Source organism: Sulfuriflexus sp., from assembly GCF_032250955.1.
GTDB lineage: Bacteria > Pseudomonadota > Gammaproteobacteria > AKS1 > AKS1 > Sulfuriflexus.
Genome location: NZ_JAVVES010000013.1, coordinates 1 through 14,523 on the forward strand (window position 1 = coordinate 1; position 14,523 = coordinate 14,523).

The 14,523-nt window shown below is 58.6% G+C and carries 14 protein-coding genes; 8 read left to right on the plus strand and 6 right to left on the minus strand.

Features of this window, described 5'->3' with window-relative positions; translation table 11 throughout:
- Positions 1-62: 62 nt before the first annotated feature.
- The 3 genes from RQ738_RS03575 (at position 63) to RQ738_RS03585 (ending at position 1,876) form a co-directional block, all read left to right on the plus strand.
- Positions 63-485, plus strand: coding sequence for a transposase (locus tag RQ738_RS03575; RefSeq protein WP_314162133.1), 423 nt, complete (start codon positions 63-65; stop codon positions 483-485).
- 80 nt (positions 486-565) lie between these two features.
- Complete coding sequence (locus RQ738_RS03580; protein WP_314162062.1) at positions 566-910, plus strand: hypothetical protein; 345 nt, start codon at positions 566-568, stop codon at positions 908-910.
- Positions 911-1,024: 114 nt separating this feature from the next.
- Positions 1,025-1,876, plus strand: a complete 852-nt coding sequence (locus RQ738_RS03585; RefSeq protein ID WP_314162063.1) for an REP-associated tyrosine transposase — start codon at positions 1,025-1,027, stop codon at positions 1,874-1,876.
- 33 nt (positions 1,877-1,909) lie between these two features.
- Here the strand turns inward: RQ738_RS03585 and hemF are convergent, their stop codons facing one another.
- The 6 genes from hemF to RQ738_RS03615 form a co-directional block, all read right to left on the minus strand.
- Complete coding sequence (gene hemF, locus RQ738_RS03590; protein WP_314162065.1) at positions 1,910-2,824, minus strand: oxygen-dependent coproporphyrinogen oxidase; 915 nt, start codon at positions 2,822-2,824, stop codon at positions 1,910-1,912.
- A gap of 61 nt (positions 2,825-2,885) precedes the next feature.
- Complete coding sequence (locus tag RQ738_RS03595; protein ID WP_314162067.1) at positions 2,886-3,464, minus strand: L-threonylcarbamoyladenylate synthase; 579 nt, start codon at positions 3,462-3,464, stop codon at positions 2,886-2,888.
- The gene (topA, locus tag RQ738_RS03600; protein WP_314162068.1) at positions 3,448-5,760 is read right to left on the minus strand and encodes a type I DNA topoisomerase; all 2,313 of its coding nucleotides are present in this window, start codon (positions 5,758-5,760) and stop codon (positions 3,448-3,450) included. Before topA ends, RQ738_RS03595 begins: the two co-directional genes overlap by 17 nt.
- A gap of 125 nt (positions 5,761-5,885) precedes the next feature.
- Positions 5,886-6,365: a DUF494 domain-containing protein gene (locus RQ738_RS03605; RefSeq protein ID WP_314162069.1), complete on the minus strand. Its 480-nt coding sequence runs from the start codon at positions 6,363-6,365 to the stop codon at positions 5,886-5,888.
- Between the two features lie 11 nt (positions 6,366-6,376).
- Positions 6,377-7,501 (minus strand): DNA-processing protein DprA, encoded by a 1,125-nt coding sequence (gene dprA, locus RQ738_RS03610; RefSeq protein ID WP_314162071.1) that lies wholly within the window; start codon positions 7,499-7,501, stop codon positions 6,377-6,379.
- 40 nt (positions 7,502-7,541) lie between these two features.
- On the minus strand, positions 7,542-8,594 hold the full coding sequence (locus RQ738_RS03615; RefSeq protein ID WP_314162072.1) for a LysM peptidoglycan-binding domain-containing protein: 1,053 nt from the start codon (positions 8,592-8,594) through the stop codon (positions 7,542-7,544).
- Between the two features lie 178 nt (positions 8,595-8,772).
- Here RQ738_RS03615 and def point away from each other — a divergent pair, with 178 nt between their 5' ends.
- From def to RQ738_RS03640, 5 genes are all read left to right on the plus strand, one after another.
- Positions 8,773-9,291: a peptide deformylase gene (gene def / locus RQ738_RS03620; RefSeq protein WP_314162074.1), complete on the plus strand. Its 519-nt coding sequence runs from the start codon at positions 8,773-8,775 to the stop codon at positions 9,289-9,291.
- Between the two features lie 11 nt (positions 9,292-9,302).
- The gene (gene fmt / locus RQ738_RS03625) at positions 9,303-10,256 is read left to right on the plus strand and encodes a methionyl-tRNA formyltransferase (RefSeq protein ID WP_314162075.1); all 954 of its coding nucleotides are present in this window, start codon (positions 9,303-9,305) and stop codon (positions 10,254-10,256) included.
- On the plus strand, positions 10,243-11,574 hold the full coding sequence (gene rsmB, locus RQ738_RS03630) for a 16S rRNA (cytosine(967)-C(5))-methyltransferase RsmB (protein WP_314162076.1): 1,332 nt from the start codon (positions 10,243-10,245) through the stop codon (positions 11,572-11,574). The genes fmt and rsmB overlap by 14 nt, the downstream gene beginning before the upstream one ends.
- Before the next feature lie 97 nt (positions 11,575-11,671).
- Positions 11,672-12,256 (plus strand): DUF4390 domain-containing protein, encoded by a 585-nt coding sequence (locus RQ738_RS03635; protein WP_314162077.1) that lies wholly within the window; start codon positions 11,672-11,674, stop codon positions 12,254-12,256.
- Positions 12,238-14,457 (plus strand): sensor histidine kinase, encoded by a 2,220-nt coding sequence (locus RQ738_RS03640; RefSeq protein ID WP_314162078.1) that lies wholly within the window; start codon positions 12,238-12,240, stop codon positions 14,455-14,457. The genes RQ738_RS03635 and RQ738_RS03640 overlap by 19 nt, the downstream gene beginning before the upstream one ends.
- The last annotated feature ends 66 nt before the right edge of the window (positions 14,458-14,523 follow it).

Sequence of the window (14,523 nt, forward strand, 5' to 3'; positions counted from 1 at the left end):
TTTCACCTTGGCGGACTGGATCTTTATCCTGATGGTGTTATACGGTAAATCTTACCCACCACATCTGGGGAAGAGCCTATAATTCTGCCAACATGTCCCGCAAACAAAAGATACGATTCAAAGTCTTGCGCGACAGCGCACTCAAGACAGCACGTGCCTGGGCCATAAAGGAACTGGCCATGTCACTCTGGCATTACGTGAATAAAAAATGGGCGCTTAAAGGCTGGGAACGGTGGTTGTCATGGGCCGTTCGAAGTCGCCTTGACCCCATCAAGAAAGTGGCTCGAACGATAAAAGAACATCTGTGGGGCATACTCAACGCTGTTGTATTAAAGGTCAGTAATGGTCCAGCAGAGGGACTCAATAGTCGCATCAAAATGATCAAGGTACGCAGCCGTGGTTTTCGTAATAAAGACCGTTTTGCGAATGCAATCTACTTTCACCTTGGCGGACTGGATCTTTATCCTGATGGTGTTATACGGTAAATCTTACCCACCACATCTGGGGAAGAGCCATTTTATTAATTGCAAGCAACATCCAGGCAGAGTATTCAGGCACAGGTGGTATGACAGATTATAAAATTACGGCCGAGGCGTATGAGTACCATTATAAAAATGGTTTTACTGGAGTAGACGCAATGGGTTGGGATTCAGGTTTACAATATGCTTGGTCACGTGCAGGTGCGGCACTCACATGTAACATAGAATATAAAAAGGATAGGGTTTTATCTGAGATGAGTAAAAAATATGGGAATCCTCCTATTATCCACGAAATAAATGGCGTGAGCTTCCATCATGCTCAGAGCAAGCGCATAAAATCATTCTGCACGAAAGAACGTATTGATGAATTAGAAATGGTTATCCCCAAACTAGAACGGGGTGAATTCTCGGAAAATAATGAGTTGTTGTGATAGCCCTGTTATGAACAAACATGAACAAACAACGGGGTCAGGTCTTGCGTTTTGCCTTATAGGTCGGTTAGATAGCCAGGATTACAAACATACGTTGCACAAGGAGGTGCAAAGATGGCCAGGCCACTACGGATTGAATTTGCCGGTGCGTTATATCACATCACTTCGCGAGGCGACCGTCAGGAAGAGGTTTACCTGGATGACACCGATCGCCTGACTTTCCTGGAAATCCTTGGCGACGTCTGCGACCGGTTTAACTGGCATGTCCACGCCTATTGCCTGATGAGCAACCATTACCATTTACTGGTCGAGACTCCGGATGCGAACCTGTCCTTGGGCATGCGCCAGCTCAACGGGGTGTATACCCAACGCACTAATCGTCGCCATCACCGGGTGGGGCATGTTTTCCAGGGCCGCTACACGGCCATCATCGTGCAAAAAGAGAGCTATCTGCTCGAGCTGGCGCGCTACATTGTCCTCAACCCGGTCCGGGCCCGAATGGTGCACAGCGCGCGGGAATGGCCCTGGAGCAGTTATCGGGCTACGACCGGGCAGACTACGCGGCCCGACTGGTTGACCACAGACTGGATTCTGGCGGCCTTCGGCAACCGAAAATTGGCCGCAATGCGCGCCTATTGGACCTTTGTCTCCGAGGGCAAAAATCAACCTTCACCCTGGGCAGGGCTGACCAACCAGATTTACCTGGGTGATGAAGTATTTGTTGAAAAACTCCAGCGGGAACTGGGTCCTGACAAGGACCTGAGCGAAATTCCGACGGCCCAGCGACGGCCTGTGCCGAAATCACTGCCGGACTATGAACGACAAGCTGCGAGCCGGGATGAGGCCATCCGCCTGGCGTACGCCAGTGGCGGGTACAGCATGAAGGTCATAGGCGAGTACTTTGACATACACTATTCTCGGGTCAGTCGCATACTGAAAAACGCTCGGGCAAAACGCAAGACCTGACCCCGTTGGGGGACCCCGTTGGGGAATCATCAATCATTTCAGCCAGTCCTGCGGCTGCAAATACTTCTCGTACAGCTCGGCCTCAGGGCTACCTTTCTCCGGCTGCCAGTTGTAGCGCCACTTTACCAGCGGTGGCAGTGACATGAGGATGGACTCGGTGCGGCCGCCGGTCTGCAGGCCGAACAGGGTACCGCGATCGTAGACGAGGTTGAACTCGACATAGCGGCCGCGACGGTAGAGCTGGAAGTCACGTTCGCGTTCGCCATATTCGCTATGCTTGCGGCGGGCGACAATCGGCTGGTAGGCCGGCAGGTAATGGTCACCGACACTTTGCATGAAGGCAAAGCTCTGTTCAAAGCCCGCCTCGTTCAGGTCGTCGAAGAACAGACCGCCGATGCCGCGGGGTTCATTACGGTGCTTGAGGTAGAAGTACTCGTCGCACCACTTTTTGTATTTCGGATAGACGTCTTCGCCAAACGGAGCGCAGGCGGCGCGTGAGGTCTCGTGCCAGTGCACGGCATCTTCTTCATTGCCGTAGTAGGGAGTCAGGTCGAAGCCGCCACCGAACCACCAGACCGGCGCGGCACCCTCTTTCTCGGCAATGAAAAAACGCACATTGGCGTGTGAGGTGGGCACGTAGGGATTATGTGGGTGAATGACCAGCGAGACACCCATGGCCTGGAAGCCGCGACCGGCCAGCTCGGGGCGGTGTGCGGTGGCGGCGGCGGGCAGACTCGGCCCCTCGACATGCGAGAAATTGATGCCTGCCTGCTCGAAGATGGCGCCATTGGTCATGACCCGGGTGCGGCCACCGCCACCCCCGCCCTCGCGCTGCCAGTCGTCCTGTTCGAAGGTGGCCTGCCCGTCCTCGGTTTCGAGGCCGGCGCAGATGCGGTCCTGCAGGTCGAGCAGGTAGGCCTTGACGGCATTGATATCTGGTATGTCCATGGCGCCGTATTAAACCACAGTGAGTGGGTCGTTGACGAATGCGAGTAACCGCGTGGCGGTTTTAACTGGCGCGGATCAGGCGCCCGCTTCTCAGGTCACGGATGGTGGTGGGCCGGCTGTGGCCGCCGGTCCTGCCGGTGAGGAAAAAATCGACCTGCCCGGCCAGGTTCCTGCGCGCCTGCAGTGCATTGCGGGCCGGCGGATGGCCGGCGAGATTGGCGCTGGTGGAGACGATGGGCATCTGCGCCTCGCGACACAGCGCGGCCACCAGCGGGTGCGCGCTGACGCGCACGGCCAGGGTATCGTGCCGGCCGGTCAACCACTCCGGCACCCAGTCCTGTGCCGGCACCAGCCAGGTGTGTGGCCCCGGCCAGCTTTGTGTCAGGGTGTGGCGTTGCGCGGCGGTGATGTCGATAAAGGGCAACAGGCGCTGGATGTCATCGGCGACCAGGATCAGGCCCTTGTCAGGGTCGCGGCGCTTGATACCGAGCAGGTGCACAACGGCGTCGAGATTGAGGGGGTCGCAACCGAGGCCGTACACCGCCTCGGTCGGATAGGCGATCACCCCGCCGCTGCGCAGTGTCGCTGCTGCCTGGCGGATCGGCCAGCGCCTGGCGCGTGCGTCAGGCTTCTTCGTCATCCTCGCCATCAGGCCTGGCCGGTGGGTCGTAAGGTTCGGAGAAACGGCAGTCTTTTTGCGGGCAGACCTTTTCGGTACCGCGCTTCTTGGTGGTCTTCACTGACAGGATCGGCCAGTTACACTTCGGGCATGGTTCGGCCAGCGGCTCGTTCCAGAGCGCATAGGTGCAGTCCGGGTAGCGTTCGCAGGAATAGAAGATCTTGCCGTAGCGTGACTTGCGCTTGAGGATGTGGCCCTTGTGGCACTCGGGGCACTCGACGCCGGTATCCTGCGGTTTTTCGATAGGCTCGATATGCTTGCACTTCGGGTAGCCGCTGCAACCGATGAACTTGCCATAGCGGCCATGCTTGATGACCAGGTCGCTACCACAATCGGGGCACTTGCGGCCCTGCAGGAGTTCGGCGTCCTTACTGTCGTCGTCACCATTCAGGTTACGGGCATAGTCGCATTCGGGGTAATTCATACAACCGATGAAACGGCCGCGGCGACCAAGTCGGATCGATAATTCGCCGCCACACTTCGGGCACTTCTCTTCGATCTTTTCGTGCGTGACATCGCGACGGTCAACGTTTTTCTCGGTATCGTCGACCAGGTCCTTGAAGGGTTGCCAGAAGTCGCGCATCAGTGGCACCCAGTCTTTCTCCCCGCGGGCGACGGCATCGAGGTCATCTTCGAGGTGCGCCGTAAAGTCGTAATCGACATACTGGGTGAAATACCTGGTCAGGAAATTGTTGACGACGCGGCCGACATCCGTGGGGATAAAGCGGCGTTTGTCCATCTCCACGTACTCGCGGTTCTGCAAGGTGGAGATAATAGAGGCATAGGTCGAGGGGCGGCCGATGCCGTGTTCCTCGAGGGCCTTGACGAGCGTCGCCTCGTTAAAGCGCGGTGGCGGCTCGGTAAAGTGCTGTTCGGGACGGATCTTTTTCAGATCGACGCTGTCGCCTTCTTTCAATGGCGGCAAGAGTTTTTCGTCAGCTTCTTCCGGCTGGTCATCGACACCTTCCATGTACACGGCCATGAAGCCGGGGTCGACAATGGTCGAACCGTTGGCACGGAACAGGTTACCTTCGCCGGCCTGCAGATCGGCAGACACGGTATCGATGGTCGCGTGGATCATCTGGCAGGAAATGGTGCGTTTCCAGATTAGCGAGTAGAGCTTGAACTGCTCGGTGGATAATGATTTCTTGATCGAGTCAGGGTCACGCGCCGCCGAGGTAGGACGAATCGCCTCATGGGCCTCCTGGGCATTCTTGGCCTTGGTCTTGAAGGTGCGGGCTTCGGCCGGGACCTTCTCCTTGCCGAAGCGCTTGGCGATCTCCGCGCGGATTTCATCCAGCGCCTCGTTGGCGAGAGTCACCGAGTCGGTACGCATGTAAGTGATCAGACCGACGGCGCCATCGCCGGTATCGATACCTTCATATAACTGCTGCGCGGTGCGCATCGTGCGTTGCGTGGTAAAGCCGAGTTTGCGCGAGGCTTCCTGTTGCAGGGTCGAGGTAGTGAACGGCGCGGACGGATTACGCTTGCGCTGTTTCTTGCTGACTTTGGCGACCAGTAACTTGCCCTGCGCCGCGTCGTTGAGTTCCTGCTCAATAGCATGGGCCTGTTCGGTGTCGGTGACACTGAACTGGTTCAGTTTTTCGCCGTGGTACTGCTGCAGTTTGGCGGCGAAGGCCTTCTTCTTCGCGGCAACATCGGCCTCTATGCTCCAGTATTCCTGTGGCACAAACTTTTCGATTTCCATTTCGCGCTCGACGATCATGCGCAGCGCCGGGCTTTGTACACGGCCGGCGGAAAGACCGCGGCGGATCTTTTTCCACAACAATGGCGAGAGGTTAAAACCGACCAGGTAATCGAGCGCCCGGCGTGCCTGCTGGGCGTTAATCAGGTCATAGGACAGATCGCGCGACTGGGCGATGGCATCCTGGACGGCGCGCTTGGTGATTTCGTGGAAGACGACACGGCCGACCGGCTTGTCTTTGATCAGTTTCTTTTGCTTGAGTAATTCCAGCAGGTGCCAGGAAATGGCCTCACCCTCGCGATCCGGGTCAGTCGCGAGGTACAGGGCGTCACACTTTTTCAACGCCTTGGCAATCGCATCGATGTGTTTCTGGTTTCTTTCGATGGGCTGATACTTCATTTCGAAGTCGTGCGCGGTATCGACGGCGCCTTCTTTTGGCAGCAGGTCACGCACATGACCATAGGAAGCCAGGACTTCATAGTCCTTGCCAAGGTATTTCTTGATGGTTTTTGCCTTCGCCGGTGATTCGACGATAACGAGATTTTTGCCCATTGTTGCAGCCGGGCGTTAGCGGCCCGTGGTTCCTTTTTTGATTGCTTGCTTATTCACGTTAAGCCAATTTTCTGCAAAAGAGAAGCCCGCCCGCCGTATTTAATCCTCGGGATGGCTGTGCCGGCCTAGTGCAGTTGGCCGAAGTTTTCCTCAAAAACGAAGTCTTCCATCCAGGCATAGGCGGCCTCCTGGTCTGGCTGGTTGAAGAGCACCATGAGCACGACCCACTTGACTACATCACTGTCGACCTCTTCGGCCTCCAGCGCCATGATGCGGTCAATGACCAGTTCCCGGCTGTGCTGATCGAGCACGCCGGCCTCTTCCAGGTACATGATCAGACCGCGACACTCGACATCGATGCGGTCGGTTTCCTCATCGATATAGATGCGTAGCGCCGAAGGATTTTTCAGCTTCGGTAATCTGTCACTACCGTGCAACCTGGTCAGGCCTTCGAGCCAGTCGAAGGCCTTGCTGATTTCGCCAGCACCGAAACCGGCCTGGCGTAATTCAGTTTGCAGGGATTCGTGATCCTGGGGGGGGTCGATATCATCTGCCATATAGTTTTCAAACAGGTAGACGAGAACATCGAGTACGTTTTCTTTCATTGAGCCTTTTTTCAGCTGCGACAATACCGGCCTCCCGGTAGCGCCTCTATACTGCCGTGTAATTCAAGTGCGGACAGCATCGCCGAAACTTGCTCCGCCGTCAATCCACTGCGGGCAACCAATGTGTCAATATCGACCGGATCATGGCCCAAATGGACAAATAAGGGGTGAGTTGGCGACTTTTCGGCGCTTTCGGTCGTCTCTGCGGGGGCAGTTTGTTCCAAAGCGCCGAGCAGGCTGCCGAGTTCCGCGATGATGTCGGTCGAGGTTTCTACCAGGGTCGCGCCGTCCCGGATCAGACGGTGACAACCCTTGGCCATCGGGTTGTGGATCGAACCGGGCAGGGCAAAGACCTCGCGGCCCTGCTCGGCCGCAAGGCGGGCCGTGATCAGGGAGCCACTGCGCAAGGCGGCCTCGATGACCAGGGTACCGATGCTCAGGCCACTGATAATCCGGTTGCGGCGCGGAAAGTTGGCTGCCAGCGGCGGGGTACCGGGCGGAAACTCGGAGACGATGGCGCCGTGCCGGGCGATCTCCCCTGCCAGTGAGCGGTTGCGGGCCGGGTAGATGCTGTCCAGGCCGTTACCGGTCACCGCCACCGTCTTGCCCGCTGCCGCCATGGCGCCGTGATGGGCCGCCGCATCGATACCCAGTGCCAGGCCGCTGGTGATGACCAGCCCGGCCCGGGCGAGTTCGCCGGCAAAGGCCTGCGCATGCTCACGGCCACCCGCCGTTGGATTGCGGCTGCCGACCATGGCCAGTTGTGGCTGGCTGAGGCAGGCCGGGTCACCGGCGATAAATAACACCGGCGGTGGGTCGGGAATGGTCTGCAGCATCGGTGGATAGAGGGGCGAGTCGATGCACAGGATATGCCGGCCGTCCCGGGCCTCGAGCCAGTCGAGGTCAAGCTGAACGGATTTGTTATCCGGGTTTTGCAGATAGGCGCGGAGTGCGGGTGCGAGATCCGCGGCGGCGGCAATGATGGCCTGCGGGCTGCCGTATTCTGTCAGCAGTGTCAGCAGCCCGCGCGCACCCAGGCGCGGCGCATGCAGGAGCACCAGCCAGTCGGCCAGTGTCTCCAGCGAAGGGTTGTTATCAGGAAGCGAACACTCGCGACCGTCCTCTGGTGTATTCATGACAAGGCCTCCCTGCCCCGCCGATTGGCTGGTTATTTATCTAGAGTTCGGGTGGATTCCGCACGGCATCATAGAGATGCATGGGGCGCGTGGCATCCATCACCAGGGCGAAACTGACGCGCTCGAAACTGCGGAAAACCATTACCGTGCCGGCGCGTTCATCCGGCAGTGTGACGGTATCATCGCGAACCTCCTCAGTGACCAGGTCACTGATGGTTTCGCCGCGGCGGTACACGCTCAGCACCGTACCGACATCGACCTGGTCTTGCTGGCCCTTGTTTAATACCACGATCTGGTGCTGGCCAATCTGGCTGACGCCGTCGACTACGCTGATGATGGAGCCATCAATGGTTGCTTTCGGTGGGTGCGGCAGGAAGTGTTCATTGATTTCCTCGGCATCGAAAGGCATGACGCGGTCGCCACGACGGGCTTCACGTTCGGTGCTGGTCAGTAACAGGGTAGCCGGGTCACCAAAGGCCAGTGCGGTACCTTCACCGACATAAATGGCCTCGATGCCCAGGATATCATCCTCGTCAGCGCCGGGGTTGCGGTAGGGCTTGCCTGGCTGGAAGAGACTGAACTTGGCTTGTTTGTCACCCTCGATGCCGCGAACATAGACGCGATCCCCGGCGCCAGCGATGACATGTTCATCGGCGGTGGCGACGACATAGGCGGCGGCATCGAGTTCTTCCTGGGAGATGACCAGCGGCCGTGACAGGAACTGGCGAATCGCGTCCAGCGGGATGGTCGGGATGGCGCGGTCCAGTCGGTTGGCGCGTACCTCCGGCGAGAGTTTCACTGTCGGCCGGCCGCGTTTGATGCTGAGAACCGGTTTGCCGTCAGCATCGTAAGTGAGGCTGATAACGTCGCCCGGGTAGATAAGGTGCGGGTTCTTGACCTGCGGGTTGGCCTGCCAGACGTCCGGCCAGCGCCAGGGGTCGCGCAGGAAACGGGCCGAGATATCCCAGAGGGTATCGCCCTTGACGACGACGTAGTTGTCGGGATGTGAATTATTCAGCACCGGGGGGGCGGCAACCAGCAAGGCACTGGCCAGACACAGGAAAACGAACGTAAAAAATTTTCTGGCTAACATGAGCATCCCTTTTGTTATACCGGACTTTTAGCGATAATCCGGAGTTTACTCAATCATTAGTATTTCCCGTGCCGGATATCGCGTATATCGGATCGCGCAATCGGGGACGGAATCCATTATGATCATTATCTTAGCAGCTTAACCTGTGTAAATACTAGAATTTGTTGACGCAATTCACATGGCTAAATTAAACATACTCAAATACCCCGATCCGCGCCTGCGCACGGTGGCGAAACCGATCGCCGTCGTTACCGACACCCATCGCCAGCAGCTCGACGATATGCTGGAGACCATGTATGCGGCCCCCGGGATCGGCCTGGCCGCAACCCAGGTAGACATTCATGAAAGAATGTTAGTAATTGATATTTCAGAGGAAAAGGATGATCCCAGGGTGTTTGTCAATCCCGAGATCATCAGCAAGGAGGGTGGCGAAGTCATGGAAGAAGGCTGCCTCTCGGTGCCGGGTATCTATGAAAAGGTTGAACGGGCCGAGAGGATCACCGTGCGCGCGCTCGACCGTGATGGCAAGCCTTTCGAGCTCGAGGTTGATGGTCTGCTGGCGGTTTGCATCCAGCACGAAATCGACCATCTCGATGGCAATGTATTTATTGATTATCTCTCGCCCCTGAAACAGCAGCGCATCAGTAAAAAGCTGGAAAAGGCCTACAAACACGACGCGGATCACGTCTCCCTATAAGAGCAGGATGCATGCAAGCACTGAATATTGTTTTTGCCGGCACGCCGGATTTTGCCGTGCCAAGCCTGCAGGCCCTGCTGGATTCCCCGCACCGGATAAAGGCCGTTTACACTCAGCCGGACCGGCCAGCCGGGCGCGGTCGCAAGCTGACCGCGAGCCCGGTCAAGCAATGCGCCCTTGAGCGGGGCCTGCCAGTCGAGCAGCCTGCCAGCCTCAAAGACCCCGCGGCACAGGCGCGGCTAGCAGCCTACCAGCCGGATATCATGATCGTGGTGGCCTACGGCATGCTCCTGCCGTCGGCGGTGCTGGCGATCCCGCGCCTCGGCTGTATCAATGTACATGCCTCGCTGTTGCCACGCTGGCGCGGCGCGGCACCGATCCAGCGCGCTATCCTTGCCGGCGATACCGAGACCGGGGTCACCATAATGCAAATGGCCGAGGGTCTGGATACCGGCGACATACTGGCGAAAGTGGTTACGCCAATTGGTGATAATGAAATCGCCGCCGACCTGCATGACCGGCTGGCATCGCTTGGCAACAATGCCCTGCTTGGCAGCATCGCCGCACTGGCGAAAGGCCTGGCCCGGCCGGAACGACAGGATGAGGCTCAGACCTGTTACGCGGCCAAGCTCAGTAAGGCCGAGGCCCCGCTGGACTGGCGGCGGCCGGCATTGTCGTTACATCACCAGGTCTGTGCCTTTAATCCCTACCCGGTGGCGCAGACCCGGCTTGAGGGTGAAACGCTGCGTGTCTGGCGCAGCGAGGTGAGTGGAGAAACCAGCCCGGCGACCCCGGGCACGGTGATCGCGGCCGGCCCGGCCGGTATCGATGTCGCTACCGGTGAGGGCGTGCTGCGCCTGCTCGAGGTCCAGGCGGCGGGCAAGCGGCGCATGAGTGCGGCCGATTTTGTGAATGCCCATCCGGCCCTGCGCAACGGCGGGGTCTGCTTTGATGGCGAAGACTAAGCCGCGGGCCAAAAATACCCGCGCCGAGGCGGCACGGGTGCTGGCCCGGGTCATCGAAGATGGCCAGTCACTGACAGCGGTGCTCCAGCAGCGTCTTGAGGAAGAGGAAGCTGCCGGCCGTGATGCCGGTTTGCTGCGGGAACTCTGTTACGGCGTGCTACGCCATGTCTTTTCCCTCTCCGCCCTGACCGATGCCTTGCTCAGCAAGCCGCTTCGCGCCAAAGACGCGGATGTGCGCTGCCTCATCATGGTAGGTCTGTACCAGCTGATTCATCTGCGGGTGCCGGATCACGCCTCGATCAATGAGACCGTGGCCGCCACCCAAACCCTGAAAAAGCCGTGGGCCAGGAACCTGATCAATGCCCTGTTGAGAAGGTACCAGCGTGAGAGCGTGCACCTGCTCGGGCACCTGACGGCCGTTCAGCGCTATGAGCACCCGGAATGGTTATTGGCGCGCCTGCAGGCCGATTGGCCAGAGGCCTGGCAGGCGATCGTGGCCGCGAATAATGCCCGCGCGCCGATGACATTGCGCGTGAACCTGGCCCAGGGCGATCGTGAGGCCTATCTTGCGGCCTTGCAGGCCGAGGCTATCGACGCCGGGCCTGTCGTCGCGGTCGACACGGCCGTGCAACTGGCTGCGGCCATGCCCGTGGACGCGCTACCTGGTTTTGCCACCGGCCGGGTCTCGGTACAGGATGCCGCCGCGCAACTGGCGGCCGGCCTGCTTGGAGCTGAACCGGGCCAGTGGGTCCTCGATGCCTGTGCGGCACCGGGCGGCAAGACCGCGCATATCCTTGAGGGGCTGGCGGCACGGGATGGCGCGGCCGAACTGGTGGCGCTGGATAGTGATGCGCGGCGGATGGGTCGTGTCGCCGAGACCCTCGACCGGCTGGCACTCAGTGCCGACCTGCGGGTTGCCGATGCAGCAGACCTGGCGGCCTGGAGTGAAGGTGAACGCTTTGACCGTATCCTGCTGGATGCACCGTGCAGTGGCACCGGGGTGATCCGCCGTCACCCGGACATAAAGCTGTTACGCCGCGAGTCGGATATCGAGACGCTGGTGGCCACCCAGGCCGGGCTCCTCGACCGGCTCTGGTCGGTGCTCAAGCCCGGGGGACGACTGGTTTACGCCACCTGCTCCATCTTGCGTGCCGAGAATACCGCCCAGATCGAGGCCTTCCTCGCACGGCAGGCAGATGCACAAGAACAACCGCTTGCCGCAGACTGGGGAAGGCCGCAAGCCGCCGGCCGGCAAATCCTGCCCGGTGAGGCGGATATGGACGGCTTTTATTATGCTGTGCTGGAAAAATCGGCGTAATGATTTGTCTGCGTGTCATGCGCGGGTATAACATCAGCCATATATTATAAATAAGAGATGTTGTCAGGCCGCGGTTTGATCCTGGTCGTTATCACCCATGTCGCCATTCTTAACACAGCCCATTCGGTATTCGCGCTGGCCACTGTTGCTGGCCGCAGCCCTGTTGCTGGCGGCCGGCTGGCTGCAGGCCGCAGACTTTACCGTCCGTGACGCGCGCACCCGGCTGGTTGATGGTGTCTATCAGCTCGAGGCCGATATCCGGTACCAGCTGAGTGACCCGATCCATGAGGCGCTTGCGAATGGCGTCCCGATTACGATTGGTCTGCAGATAGAGATTGAGCGGCAACGCGACTACCTGTGGAACAAAACCGTGGCCAGCCTGCTACAGAAATACACCGTCCAGTTTCACGCCCTGAGCGAACAATATATTGTGAGGAACCTGAACAGTGGCGCTCAGCAGAGTTTTCGCTCCTTGCCCGCCGCCCTGCAGACCATGGGCGAGATCGAGGCATTGCCGTTACTGGACGAGTCCTTGCTGGAAGAGACAGATGCGCGCTACCAGGTACAGTTGCGTAGCCACATCGATATCAATGCCCTGCCGGCGCCGCTACGACCGATGGCCTGGTTAAGCCATGAATGGAGATTGCACAGTGAGTGGTATGTATGCCCACTAAGTTCCTGAAACGGCTGACCTCCGGACCCCTGTCGGCTGCCCTGTTGTCAGTCCTGTTGTTGCTGTCTCTCTACCTGATGAGCGGAGCCACGAACGATTCGGCTACCTTCAATCGCCATTACGATATCCTCCTGATTACCAATATCATCGGCCTGACCATGCTGGTGGTGATGATCGGTGCCAATAGTTATCGCCTTTATTTGCGCTATAAACGCAACGCCCCCGGTTCGCGACTGACCACGCGCCTGCTGGGGATGTTTATTCTGATTGCGGTCGTGCCGGTTTCCATTGTTTATTACTTCTCGGTAGAGTTTTTACACCGCGGTATCGATAACTGGTTTGATGTGCGCATTGAGCAGGCGCTGGAAGATTCACTGGAACTGTCACGCAGCTCGCTGGATAACCGGATGCGTGACTTGTTGCGCCAGATGGACAGTATGTCAGTAGAACTGGCGGATGTATCGGTTGATACCGCCGCCCTGGCGCTGGATGATCTGGTGAACCGTAGCGGCGCACACGAGATGACCCTGTTTGCCGGCAGCCGGATCATTGCCTCGAGTAGTGGCAGTAATACCCTGATAATTAACCCGAACAGGCCTGATGAATCCATTCTCAGTTATATCCGCGAAGGCAGGCATTACGTCGGCCTGACCCCCATCGGTGACAAGGGCCTGTATATCCGCGTTGTGATCCGCGTGCCCGTGACGACGCCGGGTTTCGATGTGCGCGCCGTTCAGGCCCTGTTCCCGGTCGCCGAGCGCCAAAGTGAGCTGGCGGATAGTGTGCAGCAGGCCTTTTCCGAATATAAGGAGCTGGTCTTCCTGCGACAGCCCCTGAAGTTTTCGTTCATCCTGACACTGTCGCTGGTCTTGTTACTGAGTATTCTCAGCGCGGTCTGGGCGGCCTTCTTCTCGGCGCGGCGCATGGTTGAACCGATTTCTGACCTGGCGGAAGGCACCCGTGCGGTGGCGGCCGGTGATTACAGTAAACGCCTGCCGTTATCGGGCAATGATGAACTGGGTTTCCTCGTGCAGTCGTTTAACCAGATGACGCGCCGGATTGAACGTGCCCGTAACGATGCCCAGCAAAGCCGGCAACAGGCCGAGGAGCAGCGCGCCTACATGGAGGGCGTGCTGGCACACCTGAGTTCCGGCGTGCTGACTCTGGACAGGGAATACACCTTGCGCACAGTTAACCAGGCCGCCGCCCAGATTCTCGGTGTCGAGCTCGAGCCCGAACTGGGCCAGCCTTTCACGCAACTGGCAGTCAAGCAACCAACGATCAGGCATTTTGTTGAGGCCATTGCCCCGCATCTCGATCATGCAGAGGAATGGCGTGAGGAAATTATCCTCTTTGGCCGTGGCGGTCGCCAGGTCGTGATGTGTCGCGGTGTGCGCCTGCCCGCGACTGAAGCGCATGCCGGCGATATCCTGATTGTGTTCGAGGACGTGACCACCCTGGTACAGGCCCAGCGCGACGCGGCCTGGGGCGAAGTGGCGCGTCGCCTCGCACATGAGATCAAGAATCCGCTGACCCCGATTCAGCTCTCGGCGGAACGCCTGCGGCACAAGTACCTGAAAACGATGGACAAGGAATCGGCCGAGCTACTGGACCGCTCCACGCATACGATTGTGCAACAGGTCGAGGCGATGAAGGCCATGGTCGATGCATTCTCTGAATATGCGCGCGCCCCGCAAATGAAACTGGAACCCCTGAACCTGAATGCCCTGGTTAATGAGGTACTGGATCTTTACCGGCATGAGGCCGCGCAGCTGGATATCGACGTCAGCTTCGACACCGCGGTGCCCCAGGTTGAGGCCGATGTCGGGCGCCTGCGTCAGTTGCTGCACAACCTTATTAAAAATGCCCTCGAGGCGATGGAATCGATGCCGAAGCCATGCGTGCATGTTTCGACGCGCTGTATGGAAGAGTCGAATTGCCGCTTTGTGGAATTGCGCGTGCGTGATGAAGGCCCCGGCCTGCCGACGGATTTGCAGAATGAGTTATTCGAGCCTTATGTCACCAGCAAGACCAAGGGTACCGGCCTGGGGCTGGCGATCGTGAAGAAGATTGTCGAAGAACACGGTGGCATGGTCTGGGCGGAAAACAGTCAACAGGGTGGTGCCTGCATCGTGATACGCTTGCCGGTACTGCATAGTGGTCTGGTGCAGGCAAGCCACGGCGGGACCGGCAGGCCGGAAATGCGGTAAAAAACCCGGCCCGGATTAGCAAAATACGCCCGCCGCGTTACAATGCGCAGACGAGCAGACTGACAA

Coding starts and splice junctions, on each gene's coding strand:
- RQ738_RS03615 (WP_314162072.1), bottom strand. CDS start 8,594: ATGTTAGCCAGAAAATTTTTTACGTTCGTTTTCCTGTGTCTGGCCAGT.
- rsmB (WP_314162076.1), top strand. CDS start 10,243: ATGGCGAAGACTAAGCCGCGGGCCAAAAATACCCGCGCCGAGGCGGCA.
- RQ738_RS03580 (WP_314162062.1), top strand. CDS start 566: ATGACAGATTATAAAATTACGGCCGAGGCGTATGAGTACCATTATAAA.
- fmt (WP_314162075.1), top strand. CDS start 9,303: ATGCAAGCACTGAATATTGTTTTTGCCGGCACGCCGGATTTTGCCGTG.
- def (WP_314162074.1), top strand. CDS start 8,773: ATGGCTAAATTAAACATACTCAAATACCCCGATCCGCGCCTGCGCACG.
- RQ738_RS03635 (WP_314162077.1), top strand. CDS start 11,672: ATGTCGCCATTCTTAACACAGCCCATTCGGTATTCGCGCTGGCCACTG.
- RQ738_RS03595 (WP_314162067.1), bottom strand. CDS start 3,464: ATGACGAAGAAGCCTGACGCACGCGCCAGGCGCTGGCCGATCCGCCAG.
- RQ738_RS03640 (WP_314162078.1), top strand. CDS start 12,238: ATGCCCACTAAGTTCCTGAAACGGCTGACCTCCGGACCCCTGTCGGCT.
- topA (WP_314162068.1), bottom strand. CDS start 5,760: ATGGGCAAAAATCTCGTTATCGTCGAATCACCGGCGAAGGCAAAAACC.
- dprA (WP_314162071.1), bottom strand. CDS start 7,501: ATGAATACACCAGAGGACGGTCGCGAGTGTTCGCTTCCTGATAACAAC.
- RQ738_RS03605 (WP_314162069.1), bottom strand. CDS start 6,365: ATGAAAGAAAACGTACTCGATGTTCTCGTCTACCTGTTTGAAAACTAT.
- RQ738_RS03585 (WP_314162063.1), top strand. CDS start 1,025: ATGGCCAGGCCACTACGGATTGAATTTGCCGGTGCGTTATATCACATC.
- hemF (WP_314162065.1), bottom strand. CDS start 2,824: ATGGACATACCAGATATCAATGCCGTCAAGGCCTACCTGCTCGACCTG.